The 1,718-nt window shown below is 46.4% G+C and carries 1 protein-coding gene and 1 pseudogene; both read right to left on the bottom strand.

Annotation, left to right across the window (positions count from 1 at the left end):
* Positions 1 to 139: pseudogene (locus tag LZP73_RS19100) on the bottom strand (transposase); the annotation flags it as partial.
* 403 nt (positions 140 to 542) lie between these two features.
* Positions 543 to 1,421, bottom strand: a complete 879-nt coding sequence (locus tag LZP73_RS19095) for a hypothetical protein (RefSeq protein WP_234236494.1) — start codon at positions 1,419 to 1,421, stop codon at positions 543 to 545.
* Between the last annotated feature and the right edge of the window lie 297 nt (positions 1,422 to 1,718).

Genomic DNA, 1,718 nt, shown 5'->3' with positions numbered 1-1,718 from the left:
CCCAGCCCCGGCGATGGTCATAGTTCTTACCCGAGTATCGATCATCCCCACAGAGGAAGGCGCGACGCACCACCCGGCTGCAGCAGTGGTAGAAAGGGGTGTCTTCGACACTGATCTGAGTTCTTCTAGGACGCGGCATGGCAAGACTCCAACATCGACAATTTATCTCAGTCTAGGAGAGGCCGCTGGATCACGCCATTTACTGTGGGTGGCCTGATTCACCCTTAGCTCACCATTCTGAAAAACAGAAAAAATAGCATGCGACACAGGACGACCATTATATTCATTTGGAGAATCAATTGAGATCATGCTGCAATTTCCACAAAGATCCGATTGGCTCTCTTTAAAACTAAACCCTAACTCTGGCGTGGGCTGTATACTCTGGGGACCAACAACACAAGCAAAGCTTACATTAGAGATGAAGAATAATATAAAAAATAGGTATTTCATCGAAAGCTCATAACGTCGCCATAACGGGCCGAGTGTAGCGAGGTCCAGGGCACGAAGTGCCCGATCGTTCATGGCCTTGTTAGCTATACGCCTCACCGTCTGTTCTCAAGCGACAATACTGATATATAGTCCGAAGGAAACAGATGCAGTATTCGGGGCGGGGCGTATAAGCCGGCTTCTTGGGCGACACGCTCAACGAACGTTGTACAGTCTCTAAAGAGCAGTGAGTAGTCACCAGTGGCGAATTGCTCTACAACTTTTTTAGTGTTTTTGTACTCAGTATCAGATAAGAGTACAACCAGAGCTGTTTCCGGATTACTGCCGAAAACTGATCTAAATTGTGGGCTCACAATCGCTTCTTCATCAATCAGGCGGGTATCTGTAAACCGCACAGGAGATTCACCTGATTGCTGCAACGACAACCAGGTAACTCCAAGAAATTTCGATAAGGGTTCCTCCAATGAAACCGGCAACCTGCTTGCTATTAGCTCTACGTAGGCGCTCTGAAAAGATAGCGGCCATTTTGTATTTCTATCAGGAGGACCGAATCCAACAGGCAAAAATTCATGAACAAGGAGCCCGCCCTGCTCATTTAGTGACGCATTTGCCCATACGACCCAGCCGTGGCCAGTATTGTCAGGAGTGGGATGCAACTCACTCGCTAGGAAAAAGATCATACCCTGAGGACGAGTAACCGGGACATTTTCAGGATTTAGATTAAGACAACGAAAGGATTTTCCCATAGACGCGCCTAAGGCGGCCAATTTTGTCTCTACTTCTCTACAGTTACCTGACGAGGAGAACTTGTGGCTGTCACGCTGGTAACTAACAAACTCCACACATACGTCGAGTAATATCAACAAAACAACTACTGTCGCTATAAAACGCCATATAGCGAGGATAGTTCTCCACATTAACACAAATGGATAAGAGATAACTTTCCATAAAAAATGAAACACTTTTTTTAGCATAACCACCGTCTCATTTCGTAGAGCTAACGCCGCCAGCACGCGCGGCTTTGTAGTGGAGGCGAAGCCGCAACGGAAAAGCCGTCGCCGAAGCACAAATCAGGCCAGCCATGTTAAAACAATAACATAATGCACTTTCAGTTAGGGCTCAAGCTAGGGAAAGTGATTTAACAGATAAAGAGTCGACAGGACATGATGCAAAATGGATGAGGATTGATAAAACAGGTCTACTTCACTCAAAAACAGTGATTTTTGGCGTCAGTTACCCAACCCATTTCCATTCATAGGGTCCTGAAAGGT

The sequence above is a fragment of the Shewanella sp. AS16 genome, assembly GCF_021412365.1.
GTDB classification, from domain to species: domain Bacteria; phylum Pseudomonadota; class Gammaproteobacteria; order Enterobacterales; family Shewanellaceae; genus Shewanella; species Shewanella salipaludis.
The sequence above is the reverse complement of the archived record's forward strand: the minus strand, read 5'-3'. Positions and strand labels throughout refer to the sequence as shown.